Here is a 17,009-nt window from a genome sequence, read left to right on the forward strand (position 1 = left end):
CGTTCCCTTTGCCCCTATTCTCGAATCTGACCATTTCCATAAATCTCATACTTGGTCGAACACATTTCCGAAAGACCAATGGGTCCTCGTGCATGCAACTTTTGGGTACTAATACCGACTTCTGCACCAAACCCAAATTGACCGCCATCCGTAAACCGCGTCGATGCATTTTGATAGACACAAGCCGAATCCAAGGCATCCATAAAATATTGGGCCCGCTTGTCATCTTTGGTCACGATACATTCCGAATGCTTCGTAGAATACGTATAAATATGTTCAATGGCCTCATTCATCGAATCCACGACTTTGATATTGATCTTATAGTCATCGTATTCCGTCGCATAGTTTTCTTTTGTGGCCATTTCACCCGGGATATATTGTAGACTTCTCGCATCACCAAAGACTTGAACTTTCGCAAACATAGGTGCAAGTCGAGTTAAAAATTCTTTGGCAACATCAGTATGCACCAAGATGGTTTCGATCGCATTGCACACACTTGGTCTTTGTAGCTTGGCATTTTGCGCAATTTGAAGCGCCATATCAATATCCGCCTCTTTATCCACATACAAATGACACAATCCAGCCCCGGTTTCGATCACTGGAACTTTCGCATTTTGGACAACATGCTGGATCAATCCCTTACCACCACGAGGAATGATGACATCGACATGTTCACGATCGGTGATCAATTCTGTGACCACTTCATGATCGATCGCATCGATCATGTAGATCGGTGATACCGGCAAGATATCAGCAATCGCTTCTTGCATGACTTGGGCCAAAGCCATATTGGAATAATATGCTTCTTTACCACCCTTTAAGATACAAACATTGTTGGTCTTGATACAAATAGCAGCAATATCGACCGTCACATTGGGACGGGCTTCATATACAACTCCCACCGTACCAATCGGGATCCGAATTTGTTTGATACGTAAACCATTGGGACGATCCATTTCCCGAATCACCTGACCAATCGGATCAGACAGATGAGCAACCATCCGAACGCCCTCACTCATTTCTTGGATCCGCTGTGGACTCAATAATAAACGATCCATCATCGCTGCAGAAATACCATTTTCCTTCGCTTGGGCGATATCTTTTTGATTGGCTTGTAAGATTCGATCTTGTTGATCGATCAGTTTTTGAGCAATGGCATGCAACGCCTGGATCTTCGTATCGGTATCAACCATTTGAAAAGTACGACAAGCATTTTTAGCTTCTGTTAGTAATTGTTCAATCATGTTTTTCACTCCGTTTCACTAATACCATATTGTTGGCATGAACCACTTCATCATAATCATGCTCCCCTAAAATGGATTCGATCTCATTGGTTTTCTTCCCTTTGATTCGATCAATTTCTTCCTTGGAGTAATTCGAAATTCCCTTCGCTAACTTGGTTCCCTTTTCATCGATGATATCGACAATATTGGACATAGAAAAATCACCCGATACCGCAAGGATGCCCGATGGCAACAAGCTTTTATGATGACGTAAGGCTCGCGCACAACCAGCATCCACGATGATACATCCCTTAGACCACGTTTGGTACATGATCCAAAGTTGTCGTGCATTTAAATTTCGGCCTATATCTCCATGAAATACAGTACCAACCGGTTTGCCATCCAATAAATCCAATAACACATGGGGGGTCTGGCCATTGACGATGGCCATATCACATCCATATTCCGTACAAATCTTGGCAGCTCTTAATTTGGTGATCATGCCGCCTGTACCCATTTGCGTATCAGTATCACTGGCCATCCCTTCAATTTCGTGATTGACCTCATCCACTTCCTCGATCAATTGGGCATCGGGATAGACATGGGGATTTTTATCGTATAAACCATCAATATCACTAATCAAAACAACCAGATCAGCATTGACGATGGGAACCACCAAAGCCGCCATCGTATCGTTATCCCCTACCTTGATCTCATCGACCGCTAAAGTATCGTTTTCATTGATGATCGGAACAACCTTATATTTAATTAAGCTTTGCATCGCATGATAGAAATTCAATAATCGTTTTCGATCATCAAAATCATCATGATTCATCAAGATCTGCGCACTCTTGAGATGAAAGAGTTGAAACAAATCTTCATAGATCTTCATCAACGAAGCTTGCCCAATGGCCGCCAACGCTTGTTTTTCCGGAATGGTCTCAGGCTTTTTGTGCAACTGCATGGCTTTCATGCCCGCTGAAATGGCCCCACTTGAAACCAAAGTCACTTGAATGCCTCGTTGACGAATATGCGCAATTTGTTGGACCAAGCCAAGAATGCGTTGGGAATCAATGTTCCCTTTTTCATCGCACAAGGAAGAAGATCCCACTTTAACGATCAGATGTTTGATATGAGAAAAATCTCGCATGCTAACTCCTTTTTCTTGCATTGACAAACCCAAAATCTCTATCCTATGATTACATAAGAAAGAAGGTAACTTGTATGTTAATTGAAAAACGTTTGGAAGAATTAGGCATCGAATTGCCAGAAAGCAGCGAACCCAAAGCCATGTATATTCCATGTAAACAAGCCGGTAACTTGTTGTTTGTATCCGGTCAACTGCCTTGTAAATTGGATGGCAGTCTAGCCTATACCGGTAAGTTGGGTGATCCACTCACATTGGAACAAGGCCAAGAATGTGCCCGTTTGTGCATCATCAATATGTTGTCTGCCGTCAAATACCAAGTAGGTGATCTCGATCTTGTTAAGTCGGTCGTCAAGCTACAAGCTTTTGTCGCCAGCAAGACTGGTTTTGATCAACAACATCTTGTAACCAATGGTGCTAGTGAATTGTTGTTTGATATATTTGGTCAAAATGGCACCCATGCACGTACGGCTGTTGGCATCAATCAATTGCCAATGGACGCTCCCATTGAAATTGAAGCCATCTTTGAACTACAAGATTAGATGCATCCAAGATGCATCTTTTTTAATCCGAAGACGAACTTTTCTTTGTGGAAGAAGAGGAAGAACTCGTATCCTGACCAAGCTTTGCCAACTGATCTTGCAGCTCCACGATCTTTTGGGCCTGCTCTTTATTTTCTTTATTCAATTTCGCGATTTCCTTATCATACGACGTATCCGATTTGGATTGCTCCTGCTTTAACTTTTTGACTTGTTTGGTCAATTTTTGATTCTTTTTTTCTAAAGCCGTAATCTCCGCATTTTTGGATACCCGCAATTGATTCATAAAATAAATACTGGAACCACCCACGACCAATAATGTCACGATCATACCAATCATCACATAATGAAACACCTTTTTCTTATCGGTCTTGACCACGGTCTCGACTTTTTTATGCACCTTGGTTGTTTCCGTAACAGCTTCTTCCGGATATAAATATTCACCACATTTTTCACAATATCGGCGACGATCATCATTTTCATGACCGCAATTCTTACAAATCATTTCGATTCCCCCTATGTAAGTACGCTTGTAAAGCTGGGATACATCGTTTCCCATCGGCATAGCCTAAATAATAGATTTCAGCCAATCGTGTCGTATCTTTTTCCAATCGACCAATATCGATTGGCTGCGATGGACTGATCATGAAGATACGCCCATCATTGCGTAATTGTTCCAATTCATTACACTGACTATTATACCGCATATCCCCTTCTTCTAACACCTTAACTAAGTTCGGATAGTTTAAATACCGTGCCCGGATCATCGCATTGTGATTGGGCTCTTGCGGATAACGAAATTCAATATCCCGCGTCCGGACAACGACAATATTTTGAAACGCATGATCCAAAGCCCATTGATACGGAATGGCACAAGCACATCCACCATCTAGATAGGGTTGTCCTTCGATTTCGACCATTTGCGAGACATACGGCATCGAAGCCGAAGCTGCGACTGCCCCAATGATATCCTTACAAACCCCTTTTTTCATATATTCAGCTTTTCCCGTTTTACAATTGGTCACCACCGCAATGAAATCGCGATTGGGCGCATTAAAACGCGCCATATCGACTGGCCATTCATTATTGAGTTCCAACATCGCAAAATCAAAACCAATGATGCCATGATTGGTTCGCATCGCTTGCAGGCCCACATATCGATCATCATTTCGATACTTCAAATTGATATACGCACTCCGACCAATTTGGCCACAAACATATCCGACCCCATTCATTGCACCGGCCGAAACCCCAATGGTCGTACGCAAATTGATATCGGCTTCCATCAAAGCATCCAAAACGCCCGATGTATAACACCCACGAAAGGCCCCGCCCTCTAAGACCATACAACCTTCCGTAATCTGATTCGAAGCCATTCCACGAGGCAGATCATTCAAATTGGCATAGGTCCGAACTTGACGGTCGTATTGCACTTTTTTAACAACTTGTTTTGTTTTGTCTCTTAAATCATCAATGGCAGTAAATTTATTCATGTTCCTATAGTACCATAAAAAAAGTGCCTAAACATTAGACACTCTTTTCAAAAAGAATAATTTCCGAAGGGGAATCTTTCGTGTAAGTATATACAGAATCAACCACATGGACGTTTGCACATAAAGAGACAAAATCATCGATCGAAGCTATTTCCGGATAGCCTTTCTTACCAAAGCGTGCATGCATCGGCAAGATGACACGAGGTTGGTACACATCGATCAGGGTCTTAGCTTCCAAAGCGGAGATCGTATAATAGCCACCCACTGGAATCATCCAGACATCGCAATCTTGCAGTGGGTCCATTTGACAAATACAGCCAAGATCACCCAAATGCGCGATTCGATAGCCATCGGCCTCTAAGATCGTCACCTGATTTTTTCCCCGATGTTTGCCTTGATGATGGTCATGAAAACTATCCACAAAATGAAGGGTCCATGGATTGGATCCTGGTTGGATCGTGACTTGAGAAAGCCCATGATGATCGGCATGATCATGCGAACAATGTACGTCATTGGCCAAAAGATGTAAAGGAGGATAGCCCGGTACACTCCCTGTCACATAGGGATCCAACACCATGGTATAGTCTTTATACGTCACTTGAAAACAACTATGACCCCACCAACGGAAAGAAACACCTTTATCTTTCATTCCAAGCTTTGACAATGGCTTCCGCCATTTCACGAACACGTACTTTTGGATCTGGCGCTTTCAAGATACCCGAAGTAGCCCCTGTACCATCGGCCCCTAATTTGACCACATTGTAACAATCATCGGCCGTGGATACACCCGAAGCAATCATGACTAGGACATCTGGATCAATTTCTGCAATGGCCTTGCACGTATCGGTCGTATACGAATCATCAGCTACTTGTCCGGTACCAATCAAATCGGTTGGTTCGGCTAAAACGATATCGGGTTTCATACACGAAACGGCTTTGGCTTCGGTTACCGAATCGGCACAAACGATGGAAATCAAGCCGAGTTCTTTGGCCCGATTGATGGTCTTATATAAATCACTCAAAGTTTTGGGATTTTCTGCATGGTTCAAGAATAAGGCACCAGCTCCTGCTTCTTTTAACGACTCACCTAAGACATGTCCCATGCCACGTCCCGGGGTCAATGGATCCATCGATTGGGCGGTCACGATCACATGTTGGGTATGTTCTTTGATCATGCGAATATCCGCATAAGGGCACGTAAAGAAAATCGTTAGCCCCGTATCGGCTGCCACTTTATCGGAAGCAATGGCTAGATCCAAACTTTCTTTTCCATATAAATAGGATTTGGGATTGACGACTAAAAAAGGTTTTCTTTCCATATCTTATTCTCCTAACACCGTAATGACACAACGACGTTGACGACCGCGTGTACGATCAAAATCCGCAAAATAGATATAACCCGTGGAGCCCACACCCAATTTTCCTTCGGTCACATCAAACACTTCACTCGAACCAATCAAGGTAGAACGCAAATGGGCATCCCCATTCCATAGATCTTGACGACCATTGGGTAGATACTCTTTCGCATTGGGCCAAGCCTCTACGGCTTTATAATGTTCTTCACCCGGATAGGTATAGGTATTGGCATCTACATGATCCGGGAAGATCTTAGCCAAACCGACATTCAAATCATGCTGCAACGATTCATCCCCATTTTCATCCCGATCATGGGCATATTCTTCAAAGAATACCGAACAGGTGGTATGTGGGGAGATGACCGCACAAATACCGGTTTGTACTCCACTTTCCTCAATAGCTTGACGAACTTCGTCCGTAATATTGATATACGATGTTGTTTTTCCATGGGATTGTACATGGATCACTTTACGATAAACTGTCATATTCCCTCCTCTATTTTTCTACAGGTTGTGTCGCAAACAATTGATAGACATGACGCAACATATCTTGCATGCCCTTTTTGGCAGCCGCTTTCATGGTATAGTAATCTTCAACTTCTGGTTCTTTTGGTTCTAAGGCAAAGACTGGTTTTGCTGCACTGACCATGAAATCCGAATACACATTGATTTTGGCAATGCCTTCGGTAGCACAACGATGTAAATTGTCATCACCACTATTCGATCCACCATGTAAAACCAGTGGACAAGAAACAGCCGCTGCCAATTCATGCAAACGATCAAAATTCAATTTTGGTGTACCTTTATACAAACCATGCGCAGTACCGATAGAAACGGCCAAAGAATCCACTTGACTTTCTTGGGCAAACGTCGTTGCTTCTTCGACGGTCGTATAAATATCGTTATCATCGGCATTTTCATTGGATCCCACATGACCGATTTCCCCTTCAACGACTACCCCATGGGCATGGGCATAATCGACAACTTTTTTCGTTAAGGCAATGTTTTCAGCCATTGGCAATTTGGATCCATCGATCATGACCGAAGTAAAGCCCAAATCAATGGCTTTCTTACAAGTTTCAAAACTTTCTCCATGATCCAAATGAAGAACCACCGGAACACTGGCTTTTTCAGCACGATATCGTGCTAGATAGGCCGCTGTCTCTAAATCGATCAACCGATTTAAATGACTTTCCGCTAACGAAATAATAATGGGTAAGTTTTCTTGTTCAGCAACTTCTAGATGCCATTTTAATGAATCCTCATCGACAAAGTTGGCCGATGGAATCGCAAAATGTCCCGCTTGGGCAGCTTGGAACATCGCTTTTGATGTAACTAACATGTATATACTCTCCTTAAAAATATCTCTGGCCCCATTATACGATGAGTTTGTACTAAATACAATATAACTTTTGACTTTTTGACATAATTTTGTTAGGACATTTAAAAAGCGCTACTTCTTCAGTAGCGCGATAATGGCATCTATCGTTTTTAAGTTGGTTGAAATATCCTGTTTCACTTCGATCCGATGACCACCCGGAAAACCATGGTATTCGATCGCATGCGCTTGGCAATACGCTCGCAAGATGGCTGGATCCAAGACTTTATCTTCGTTTCCAGCAATGACCATACACCCACGATCCAAGTAAGGCAAGGTTTGGTGGATCGGTGTCAAATAAATTTGTTGGCATGCAATGTGTAGGGCTTGTTGCGCCCAACCTGCGACAACGGTTCCTAAACTTTTCGAAACAAAGATCACGGTCTCATAGCTTGCATAATCAACGGATTGCAGCTGCGGGAAACAATATTGTTTGGCCGCTTCAATTTCGGCAGTGATATCTTGATTGTGAAATTCAACTTGATCAAATTGTGAGCCATACGAAACGGGTACGACTTCATAGCCTTGTTGGCGATAATACCAACCGGGATAATACAACAAGGGCATATCCACTGTATAGCGAATGCCCGGAAACAATAAGACTAAACCTTTCATTTTGTCGCCTCCAAATAGGTTTTTAACTGGGCCAATTGCCCCTTGGCATCTTCATAGCCCAAATAATACAATTGGCCTAATTTATCCATATTGGATTCCAAGCGCGAAATTGTGATGGGCTCACTCGGATAGAAAGTAAAGATGCGATGGGTATCGGTCAATTGATCGATGCGATCACATTCTTCATTATACCGCCGATTGCTTGTATCCAGCTGTTGTTGAAAAGCTGGATAGTCTTTATAAAAAAGCCGATGGATTCTATGCATGGTATGTTCCTTTTTACGATAGGAACGCGGACGCGTGCGTACCACGACGATTTTTTCATACCCCTGATCAATGGCCCATTGCACCGGGATCTTCACGCTACATCCACCATCCAGATACAAACCACCCTGCATCTTGATGGGTTTGGATACATAGGGCATCGAAGCCGACGCTTCGACCGCCTTGAAGATATCATCACAACGACTCTTTTCAAAATAGGTAGCTTTTCCGGTTTCCAGATCGGTACAAACTGCTACAAATCGTCGTTCTTTTTGATAGAACGTATCCAGATCCCAGGGATGTTCTTGGGCAAATCGACCCTTGAACACAAAATCAAAACCAATGATACCGGTATTTTGGGTATGCAGACCAACATATTCGGGATCATGGCGATATTTCAAATTTAATAAAGCACTCCGACCAATTTGGCCCATCGTATAGCTAAGACCATTCATGGCTCCACCGCTAACCCCAATGGTACAATCCAAATTGATATCGGCCTGCATCAAAGCATCCAAGACACCTTCTGAATAAAGGGCACGAAAGGCCCCACCTTCTAAGACCATACAGCCATGGATCAAGCGGTTGGATGCATGGCCAGATGGTAGATCATCGATCCCAAAAAATGTTTTCATCATTTCCTCCATTGAAAAAGAAATCCTCTTCAGGATTTCTCTGTCGTTGTTTCGGCCCATTGGAAGATCTCATCCAAGACCGGCACCAAGGCTTGGCCGTCTTTGGTGAAAGTATACCCACCTTGTTCGCATTGTAAGACATGGTATGTCATCAATTCCGATAGGGCTTGTTTTAGATCCGTATTGGTCACATAAATGATGTAGCCACGAATTTGTTCATACGTTGCGTTTTCATGATGAGAAATATACCATAAAATGGGAATGGCTAAGTGATTTCCCAGTGCATGACGAATATAATTCATGATTGATCTTTCGCTTTGTGACATTGTTACTCCTCAATCTGATATTCATACCAATTGCCCAAATGGGGCTGAAAGCCAAAATTCACAAACATATTGGCCGTTTGAATATTTCCTTCCGGAATAAAGAGATGCACTTTCGTAACTTGATTGACGCGCATCTTCTCAAGAGCATCTTGTACCATGATATTCAACATGCCCTTGCCAAAATAAGCCGGATGGATGGCGATATGGGTGATCCAAGCTTCTCTTTCTTTTTCATCAAGGATCAATGCCCCCACCAGGGTATCGTATTGAAAACACAAAAATACTTTTTCATTCTGAATGGCTTCTTGTAACAGATCCTCATTGACTTCCATCAGGGCATGTTCTTTATCCGTATGTTTCATACAATATTGATAAAAATAACGAACCCGTGGAAATTCGCCCACATTGGCTTTACGAATATCTAATGACATGATTCCTTGCTCCGTAACAATACTATACCACAAATTAGAGATCAGAATATAGGTTTTCTGGATAGACACCCTGCTTGATCAACGCCCGAAAACTCTTTTCCACCACCGGTTTATCTTCTTGATACGTTACACCAAACCAAGTATCGGGTGTCTCCAATACTTTGACTTTTATGCGGTTTTCCTTTAAAAGATCCCCAATCCAGATGGGTAATAAATATTCCCCCGTTTCATGATTCTTAGGATCGGATAAAAACGTTTTGAACCCTTCTTCTAACAGGGGAAGGAAGGCTTGGGTAAAGCCCCACATATTCATGGACACATGCGAATGGACATCAATCGTCTGTCCATGGCTTTGCGCCCCCTCTGGGGTTTTTTCAATGTCATGCGTTTCTACGATCGACGTCAAGAAATCATTCTTTGTCTGACATAGGCCCCGTGTGACCGTACCATTTTCACTCAAGGTATTCTTTAAAATGAAACCAGCCATACAATAGGTGTTTGGATCGGTATTGGTTTGAAGAAAATCATAGATCATCGAAAAAGCATGTTTGCCATAATAATCATCGGCATTGATGACACAGAAAGGTCCATCGATATAGGCTTTTGCGGCCAATACGGCTTGCCCGGTTCCCCATGGTTTGGTCCGTGTGGATGGACAAGTAAAGCCAGCGGGCAAATCTTCCAAAGCCTGGAAACAGTAATGGATCGCAATCTCTTTGTCTTTGACTACCTCTTCAATGCGGTTACCAATCCGTTCTTTGAAATCTTCTTCAATGTCTTTGCGAATGATAAAGATCAATTGATCAAATCCAGCTTGGATGGCATCATGAATGGAATAATCCATGATGATCTCATCGTGCAAACCAACGGGTTCCAATTGTTTGATGCCCGTGCCAAATCGACTGCCCAAGCCAGCCGCCATAATGACTAATGATGTATGCATATAAACCTCTTTCTATCGCTTCGCAACCACGATGCCACCGGTCTTGACAATACTATGTGACGGAATCACACCGCGTACACAAGATACGGGATAAATATTCGAATAGGGACCAATAACCGTTCCCGGATTTAACACACTGTTACAACCTACTTCCACATGGTCACCCAACATGGCTCCAAATTTCTTCAATCCAGTTTCGATGTCTTCTAATCCATGCACAACGACCAAGGTCTTATCACTTTTGACATTGGACGTGATCGAGCCAGCTCCCATATGCGAATAATAACCTAAAATACTATCGCCCACATAGTTATAATGTGGCGTCTGTACATGATCAAACAAGATCACATTTTTTAATTCCACGCTGTTACCAACTACACAATCGGCCCCAACCAAAGCACTGGAACGAATAAAGGCACAATGACGAACTTCGGTACGAGGACCAATGATGCAAGGGGCACCCAAGTAAGCCGTTGGTGCCACGATGGCACTTTCATGCACCCAAACATGTTCACAAACTTCATGATAGTCGCTCGAAAGAGTGGGTCCCAATTCTAAGATAAAATCCTTGATTCCTTTCAAGGCTTGCCAAGGATAGGTAAATTGAGATAAATACTCTTTCGCTAGCGTATGATCTAAATCATACATATCTTTCATTTCCATACAAAACTCACTTTCTATTCTTCCTTAATAGTATCTAAATTTCTTTTTTTGTCCATAGCCTGCTCATAAATCTGCTCTAACTCGTTCTGGTCCCATAAGACCGGAACGGGATATAAAGGATTGGCTTCTTGATCGGCATACCGAGCCATCTGAGGGATATCCTGCTTTTGAATTTGGGGAATGGTCAAAGGAATATCCATGGCTTGATCCAATTGCCGGATGGATTCGATCATTTTCTGGGCCGCCTTTTCATCGGGCATCGACGCATCGGCTAAACCAATTTCCGTTGCGATATCATGCAGTTTTTTATCGATCGTGTGCCCATAGGCTTGTAAAACGATGGGCAACAAGGTCGCATTGGTTTGGCCATGGGGCAAATTATATTGTCCACCCAAAGAATGCGCAATCGCATGCACATAACCGACATACGACTTGGAAAAAGCATCGCCCGCTAAATACGATGCTTGTAACATATTCTTACGGGCTCTTCGGTTGGTTCCATCTCGATACGCGACCAAAATATTTTCATAGATCAAGCGAATGGCTGTCAATGCTTCTTGACGAGTCTGTTTCGTCATCGATCGACCCATATAGGCTTCCATGGCATGGGTCAAAGCATCCATTCCCGTCGATGCCGTTAAATGCGGTGGCAAAGAAAGGGTTAATACCGGATCCAAGATAGCCACATCGGGAATCAAGACAAAATCATTGATCGCATATTTATGATGTGTCTGACTATCGGTCACGACAGCGGCAAGCGTCGTTTCACTGCCCGTTCCAGCAGTGGTCGGGATCAAGATCAACAAAGGGGTTTTCTTGCGCACTTTTAAGACCCCGGCCATTTGCGCAATGGTTTTTTGTGGTCGGGCAATTTGCGCAGCCACAGCTTTGGCACAATCCAAGGAAGAACCTCCACCAAAGCCAATGATATGATCACAGTGTTCCTGTTGATACATCTGATAGGCCTGGCCAATCTGATCGGTTGTGGGATTGGCTTTGACCCCATCAAAGATCGATACGCTTTCATATTGTTGGATGAGTTCTTGCATGCCTTCACTTTGAACCGTATGCGATCCAGTCACGATCAATGGATGATTTTTTTTGACCTGATGGATGTCCTGGATATGATGTAAGATTTGAGGATTGCGATACGGCAAAAGAGGCAAAAGAAGCCGCATGCTCTTTTGGAACATACGGCACCACAATCGTCTAGGCCATCTCATTCTTTGTTTCTCCCACAAATGTAGCTAGATGATCATACATACTTTTCAGATAAGCATTGAATGCGTCTAGATTTTCCATGTCTTCTCCTGCTAGATCCATTGCCGATTGAATTTTTGTGCAGAATTGTTCGGCAACAAGCATACCATCATCAGTTAAATTATATTTGAGACGATATACTTTTTGATCACTCTGTTCACGAGTAATCATACCTTTATTCATCAATTCTTTCAATCCTCGCGATACGGCGGCTTTATCGACATGACATAAATTGGTTAATTCTTTGGATGTTAAGCCTTCCGGTTGATGATAGTACAACGCAAACAAAAAAATCGCATCTGACCCATGCAGACCATACTTTTTCATTTCATCATTCTTTATTTTTTGAATCAAGAAATGAATTCGGCTGATCATGTCCGCGAATGATTCAAATCCCTCCATACAACTGCTCCCTCTTATGTTTACCATTATACCAATTTTAACCTATCACGCAAAGTTAACTTAACTATTTATTAAATTAAATAAATAATTGATAAATATCGATAAATTTCGTAAAAGATCTCGGGATATATTTTCATTCTTTTATGTATTTAAAAGAGAATAAAAAAAACTAGAAGTTATTTCCAACTTCTAGTCCTGCATCAATCGAACCATGACGGCTTTTTGTGCATGCAGACGATTTTCCGCCTCATCAAAGATCTCATTGGCATGGGCTTCAAATACCGCTTCGGTAATTTCTTCCCCACGATGGGCTGGCAAACAATGCAACACCATACAATCGTCTTTCGCTTGGGCCATCAATTGTGCATTGACCTGATACACGCCTTCAAAGACAGCTCTTCTTTGAGCGGCCTGGCCTTCTTCACCCATGGAAGCCCAAACATCGGTCAAGATGACATCCGCGTCCTTGGCTGCTTCCATTGGATCTTGCGTCAATTCAAATTTATCACCATAGTCTTTCGCAAAGGCCAAACATTTTTCATCGGGTAAATAGCCTTCCGGACAAGCACACGCAAAGGACATGCCCGTCTTTAAGGCACCCACCATCAAGGAATTACACATATTGTTGCCATCGCCAATAAAGGTCATCTTCAATCCTTCGAGTTTTCCTTTGTATTCACGAATGGTTTGTAGATCGGCCAACACTTGACATGGATGGGCAAAATCCGTCAAGCCATTGATGATGGGAATATCGCCATATTCGGCTAAGGCTTCAACTTCCGCTTGTTCATACGTACGGATCATGATGCCATCCAAATACCGCGATAAGACACGGGCGGTATCTTGAATGGGTTCGCCCCGACCAATCTGCATGGTCGATGCATCCAAGAATAAGGGATAGGCACCCAGTTGTACGGCTCCGACTTCAAAGGAGACCCGCGTCCGTGTAGAATTCTTTTCAAAGATCAAACCAATGGTCTTATTTTTCAAATAGGGTTTATAAATGCCTTGTTTCACTTCGGCTTTCACAATATCGGCCAAATTCAAGATATCCTGAATATCTTGTTCCGATGTTTCCAATAAAGATAGTAAATGTTTCATCTACATGTCCTCCAAAATCTTTTCTAATAAATCCATCGCGATATCAATTTCACTTCTTGAAATCGTTAAAGGTGGCAATAAACGAATCTTATTTTTGGCCGTTAAAAACAAGACGCCTTCTTCTCTGGCTTTGGTCACCACATCCTGTACTTGGATGCCATCGGCCAATTCCACCCCAACCATCAAGCCAAGGCCGGTTACGGATTTCACTTTGTCCATGGCTTCCAAACGTGCTTTCAAATGTTTTCCTTTGCATTTGACATTTTGTAGGAAAGTTGGTGTGATTGTATCTAAGACGACATTGGCTGCCGCACTCGCTAAAGGATTGCCCGCAAACGTGGATCCATGCTCGCCATAATGCAAGGTATCTTCCACTTTATCTCCTAATAAGACACCACCCATTGGAATGCCACCGGCAATGCCTTTGGCAAAAGAAACAATATCCGGATGAATGCCAAATTGTTCATACGCAAAGAAGGTACCGGTACGACCGATGCCGGTTTGTACTTCATCAATGATCAACAAGATATCTTTTTCATCACAAACTTTTTGTACTTCGGCAACAAAAGCTGGATCCAAATCATTGACACCGCCTTCGCCTTGGACCATTTCCATCATGATGGCTGCCGTACGATCATTCACTTTTTTATGTAAAGAATCGATGGAATTGGCTACGATATAATCAAATCCCAAAGGGAAGGGATCAAAATGTTGATGGAATACATCTTGTCCAGTCGCCATCAAGGTTTCCATCGTTCGACCATGGAACGAATTGACCAAGGTCAAGATGGTATCTCGATCGCCATGATAGTGATCATTCGCATATTTATGGGCTACTTTGATGGCCCCTTCATTGGCTTCGGCGCCTGAATTTTGGAAGAACACCTTTTTCATATGGGTGCGCTTCACCAATTTGGGGGCCAGTTCCAATAAGGGTTCATTATAAAACAAATTGGAAATATGGATCAGTTTTTCTGCTTGTTTCTCAATGGCATGGATCAATGGTTCATAGCCATATCCCAACGAGTTGACGCCGATTCCGGCTGTCAGATCCAAATACGCTTTTCCCGTATCATCAAAAACATAACTGCCTTTTCCCGATGTGATCAACAAGGGGAATCTTTTATATGTATGGGCTACATATGTATCATCAATTTCTTTATAGTTCATAACCTTCACCTACTATCATAGTACCAATTCCTTCATCACTGAGCATTTCGATCAAACAAGCATGGGGGACACGACCATCAATGATCACGGTCTTTTTGACCCCTTGTCGCACACAGTCGGCACAACAATTGACTTTGGGAATCATACCGCCAGAAATAATTCCGGCTTCTTCTAACGCGTCGATTTCTTGTACTGGAATTTTACGAATCAAGGAATGCGGATCGTTTTGATCTTTCAAGACACCCGGTACATTGGAAACAAAGATCATATTTTCAGCCCCCAATGCACCGGCAATGGCACTGGCTGCCATGTCGGCATTCACATTATAGACATTGCCATGTGCATCACAACCAACCGATGCGATCACTGGAATATAGCCATCATCGATCAATTTAAAGATCAATTCCGGATCGATCTCATCAATCTGGCCGACACATCCCAATGCAGGATCTTTTTGACTGGCTTTGATGATATGACCATCCATACCCGTGATGCCCACCGCTTTGGCATGTAACATCGAGATCATGTTGACTAAATTTTTATTGGTCTTGCCCGCTAGGACCATTTGGACAACATTCATGGTTTCAGGATCGGTCACGCGTAAGCCATTCACAAAATGCGATTCGATATGCATTTGTTTCAGGGTGGCATTGATATCGGGTCCCCCACCATGAACTAAGACCAATTTGACGCCGACTTGGGTCAGCAAGACCACATCTTGCATGACATTTTGTTTCAATTGTTCATTTTCCATCGCATTGCCGCCATATTTGATGACCACGATCTTGTGATCGTATTTTTGAATATACGGCAAAGCTTGGGATAGAATGGTTGCTTTTTCAATGGCACTGCTCATGATCGATATTCTCCATTGATCTTCACATATTCATAGGTCATATCACAACCCCAAGCTGTGGCAGCGTAGGAACCATCGTGTAGATTGACCAAAATATCAATTTCATCTTCTTTTAAGATTTGCAGGGCTTTGTCTTCATCAAAGGCAATGCCATGGCCATCGACACATACTTTGATGGAACCGGCTTTGGATGCCAGATCCACTTCGACTTTATGAATGTCATAGTTGGCATCGGCATAGCCAATGGCACATAAGATCCTTCCCCAATTGGCATCGTTGCCAAACATGGCACATTTTAATAAAGTGGATTCGACGATGGATTTTGCCACCACTTTGGCATCTGTTTTCGTTTGAGCATGGCTGACTTTGGCACTTAAAAGTTTCGATGCCCCTTCTCCATCTTTCGCTAACATCTTGGAAAGATGTTCACAAACCGTATAGAGCGCGGCTTTAAATATTTCATAGTTCTTATCTTTTTGCGTAATTTCAGGATTGTTGGCCAAACCATTACACAAGATCACAAAGGTATCATTGGTCGATGTATCCCCATCAATACTGATCATATTGTAGGTATCATCGGCCACTTCTTTTAGTGCGGCTTGCAGACAATCCGCAGAAATCGCCACATCACTGGTCACAAAGCTGAGCATCGTCGCCATATTTGGCGCAATCATGCCCGATCCTTTGGCCATTCCACCCAGGGTACAGGTGATGCCATCGATTTCAAAGGTGGTGGCATATTCCTTGGTGATGGTATCGGTTGTCAAGATGGCTTTGGCGGCTTCTTGTTCTTTTTCATCACTCAGATTGGAACATAAGGTCGGCATCGCTTCTAAGATAAGATCCAAAGGCATGGGTTGACCAATGACGCCTGTGGAAGCAATAAGGATATCCGCTGGTTGCAGTCCTAATTCTTTGGCTGCTGCCGCTGACATTTTTTCCGCTACTTCGATGCCATCGGCATTGCATGTATTGGCATTGCCGCTATTGACCAAGATGGCTTGGGCTTGGCCATCGGCAATGTGTTCTTTGGTTACATAAATGGGTGCGCCTTTGACGGCATTTGTGGTATAGATGGCTGCAGCATGAGCCGGTACTTTCGAATAAACGATGGCTAGATCGTTTTTGGTTTGATTGGGACGAATCCCGCAATGTAAGCCATTGGCCACAAATCCTTGGGCAGCACATACGCCTTGTTTCTTCATTTC

At 43.0% G+C, this 17,009-nt stretch carries 21 protein-coding genes; 1 reads left to right on the forward strand and 20 read right to left on the reverse strand.

Features of this window, described 5'->3' with window-relative positions:
• Nucleotides 1-14: 14 nt before the first annotated feature.
• Both MOZ64_RS00875 and proB read right to left on the reverse strand, forming a co-directional pair.
• Nucleotides 15-1,244: a glutamate-5-semialdehyde dehydrogenase gene (locus MOZ64_RS00875; protein WP_320324736.1), complete on the reverse strand. Its 1,230-nt coding sequence runs from the start codon at nucleotides 1,242-1,244 to the stop codon at nucleotides 15-17.
• On the reverse strand, nucleotides 1,237-2,373 hold the full coding sequence (proB, locus tag MOZ64_RS00880) for a glutamate 5-kinase (protein WP_320324737.1): 1,137 nt from the start codon (nucleotides 2,371-2,373) through the stop codon (nucleotides 1,237-1,239). Before proB ends, MOZ64_RS00875 begins: the two co-directional genes overlap by 8 nt.
• Before the next feature lie 74 nt (nucleotides 2,374-2,447).
• Between proB and MOZ64_RS00885 the strand changes: the two genes are divergently transcribed.
• Nucleotides 2,448-2,912 (forward strand): RidA family protein, encoded by a 465-nt coding sequence (locus MOZ64_RS00885; RefSeq protein ID WP_320324738.1) that lies wholly within the window; start codon nucleotides 2,448-2,450, stop codon nucleotides 2,910-2,912.
• A 22-nt stretch (nucleotides 2,913-2,934) separates the two neighbouring features.
• Here MOZ64_RS00885 and MOZ64_RS00890 read toward each other — a convergent pair whose 3' ends face one another.
• From MOZ64_RS00890 to argJ, 18 genes are all read right to left on the reverse strand, one after another.
• A complete protein-coding gene (locus MOZ64_RS00890; protein WP_320324739.1) occupies nucleotides 2,935-3,414 on the reverse strand; it encodes a zinc-ribbon domain-containing protein in 480 nt (159 codons plus the stop codon).
• Nucleotides 3,404-4,402 carry a patatin-like phospholipase family protein gene (locus MOZ64_RS00895; protein WP_320324740.1) on the reverse strand — a complete coding sequence of 333 codons (999 nt, stop codon included), beginning with the start codon at nucleotides 4,400-4,402 and terminating at the stop codon, nucleotides 3,404-3,406. Before MOZ64_RS00895 ends, MOZ64_RS00890 begins: the two co-directional genes overlap by 11 nt.
• A gap of 34 nt (nucleotides 4,403-4,436) precedes the next feature.
• On the reverse strand, nucleotides 4,437-5,066 hold the full coding sequence (locus tag MOZ64_RS00900; RefSeq protein WP_320324741.1) for an MBL fold metallo-hydrolase: 630 nt from the start codon (nucleotides 5,064-5,066) through the stop codon (nucleotides 4,437-4,439).
• On the reverse strand, nucleotides 5,041-5,721 hold the full coding sequence (locus tag MOZ64_RS00905; RefSeq protein ID WP_320324742.1) for a triose-phosphate isomerase: 681 nt from the start codon (nucleotides 5,719-5,721) through the stop codon (nucleotides 5,041-5,043). The genes MOZ64_RS00900 and MOZ64_RS00905 overlap by 26 nt, the downstream gene beginning before the upstream one ends.
• A 3-nt stretch (nucleotides 5,722-5,724) precedes the next feature.
• Nucleotides 5,725-6,243 carry a YjbQ family protein gene (locus MOZ64_RS00910; protein WP_320324743.1) on the reverse strand — a complete coding sequence of 173 codons (519 nt, stop codon included), beginning with the start codon at nucleotides 6,241-6,243 and terminating at the stop codon, nucleotides 5,725-5,727.
• A 10-nt stretch (nucleotides 6,244-6,253) separates the two neighbouring features.
• Nucleotides 6,254-7,099, reverse strand: a complete 846-nt coding sequence (locus MOZ64_RS00915; RefSeq protein ID WP_320324744.1) for a class II fructose-bisphosphate aldolase — start codon at nucleotides 7,097-7,099, stop codon at nucleotides 6,254-6,256.
• 111 nt (nucleotides 7,100-7,210) lie between these two features.
• Entirely contained in the window at nucleotides 7,211-7,750 is a 540-nt protein-coding gene (locus tag MOZ64_RS00920; protein ID WP_320324745.1) for a hypothetical protein, read from the reverse strand.
• The gene (locus MOZ64_RS00925) at nucleotides 7,747-8,652 is read right to left on the reverse strand and encodes a patatin-like phospholipase family protein (RefSeq protein ID WP_320324746.1); all 906 of its coding nucleotides are present in this window, start codon (nucleotides 8,650-8,652) and stop codon (nucleotides 7,747-7,749) included. The genes MOZ64_RS00920 and MOZ64_RS00925 overlap by 4 nt, the downstream gene beginning before the upstream one ends.
• A 26-nt stretch (nucleotides 8,653-8,678) precedes the next feature.
• Entirely contained in the window at nucleotides 8,679-8,975 is a 297-nt protein-coding gene (locus MOZ64_RS00930; RefSeq protein WP_320324747.1) for a winged helix-turn-helix transcriptional regulator, read from the reverse strand.
• Nucleotides 8,976-8,977: 2 nt separating this feature from the next.
• Nucleotides 8,978-9,406 (reverse strand): GNAT family N-acetyltransferase, encoded by a 429-nt coding sequence (locus MOZ64_RS00935; protein ID WP_320324748.1) that lies wholly within the window; start codon nucleotides 9,404-9,406, stop codon nucleotides 8,978-8,980.
• A gap of 34 nt (nucleotides 9,407-9,440) precedes the next feature.
• Nucleotides 9,441-10,349, reverse strand: a complete 909-nt coding sequence (locus MOZ64_RS00940; protein WP_320324749.1) for a nucleotidyltransferase family protein — start codon at nucleotides 10,347-10,349, stop codon at nucleotides 9,441-9,443.
• A 12-nt stretch (nucleotides 10,350-10,361) separates the two neighbouring features.
• On the reverse strand, nucleotides 10,362-11,012 hold the full coding sequence (locus MOZ64_RS00945; protein ID WP_320324750.1) for an acyltransferase: 651 nt from the start codon (nucleotides 11,010-11,012) through the stop codon (nucleotides 10,362-10,364).
• Nucleotides 11,013-11,026: 14 nt separating this feature from the next.
• On the reverse strand, nucleotides 11,027-12,235 hold the full coding sequence (locus tag MOZ64_RS00950; protein WP_320324751.1) for an iron-containing alcohol dehydrogenase: 1,209 nt from the start codon (nucleotides 12,233-12,235) through the stop codon (nucleotides 11,027-11,029).
• Entirely contained in the window at nucleotides 12,222-12,674 is a 453-nt protein-coding gene (locus MOZ64_RS00955; protein ID WP_320324752.1) for a MarR family winged helix-turn-helix transcriptional regulator, read from the reverse strand. Before MOZ64_RS00955 ends, MOZ64_RS00950 begins: the two co-directional genes overlap by 14 nt.
• A gap of 189 nt (nucleotides 12,675-12,863) precedes the next feature.
• Complete coding sequence (gene argF, locus MOZ64_RS00960) at nucleotides 12,864-13,775, reverse strand: ornithine carbamoyltransferase (RefSeq protein WP_320324753.1); 912 nt, start codon at nucleotides 13,773-13,775, stop codon at nucleotides 12,864-12,866.
• Entirely contained in the window at nucleotides 13,776-14,945 is a 1,170-nt protein-coding gene (locus MOZ64_RS00965) for an aspartate aminotransferase family protein (RefSeq protein WP_320324754.1), read from the reverse strand. It lies immediately after the preceding gene.
• Entirely contained in the window at nucleotides 14,935-15,801 is an 867-nt protein-coding gene (argB, locus tag MOZ64_RS00970) for an acetylglutamate kinase (RefSeq protein WP_320324755.1), read from the reverse strand. Before argB ends, MOZ64_RS00965 begins: the two co-directional genes overlap by 11 nt.
• Nucleotides 15,798-17,006, reverse strand: coding sequence for a bifunctional glutamate N-acetyltransferase/amino-acid acetyltransferase ArgJ (gene argJ / locus MOZ64_RS00975; RefSeq protein WP_320324756.1), 1,209 nt, complete (start codon nucleotides 17,004-17,006; stop codon nucleotides 15,798-15,800). The genes argB and argJ overlap by 4 nt, the downstream gene beginning before the upstream one ends.
• Nucleotides 17,007-17,009: the final 3 nt, after the last annotated feature.

Origin of the sequence: Absicoccus intestinalis (assembly GCF_033971885.1) — a bacterium.
Taxonomy (GTDB): domain Bacteria; phylum Bacillota_I; class Bacilli_A; order Erysipelotrichales; family Erysipelotrichaceae; genus Absicoccus; species Absicoccus intestinalis.